The organism is Microbulbifer okhotskensis, from assembly GCF_023895975.1.
Classification (GTDB): domain Bacteria; phylum Pseudomonadota; class Gammaproteobacteria; order Pseudomonadales; family Cellvibrionaceae; genus Microbulbifer; species Microbulbifer okhotskensis.
The window spans coordinates 1-231 of sequence record NZ_JALBWM010000526.1 but is presented as its reverse complement, the minus strand read 5'-3'; the positions used below and the strand labels follow the sequence as shown (position 1 = coordinate 231).

The 231-nt window shown below is 59.3% G+C and carries 1 protein-coding gene; it reads left to right on the top strand.

Translation table 11 applies throughout. The annotated features are described in order from the left end of the window. A partial coding sequence (locus MO867_RS23170; RefSeq protein WP_252473508.1) for a hypothetical protein occupies positions 1–231 on the top strand: 231 nt, incomplete at both ends.

Below are 231 nucleotides of genomic sequence, written 5' to 3'. Positions count from 1 at the left end.
CTGATAGCTACGGTGCGGGTGACCCGGCTCACTGACAATGCCCGCATTATAGCCGCCACTGGTCAGCAGGAAGGTCACATCGGTGTCGGTAAGCAGGTTGATTTTGTATACCGAACGCCAGGGCGCGACATGGTCCCGTTGCGTGCCGACCGCAAAGATGGGCACGCGGATATCGGTCAGCGCTACAGGCCTGTCGCCGACGCGAAAATGCCCTTCCGCGAGGTCATTATT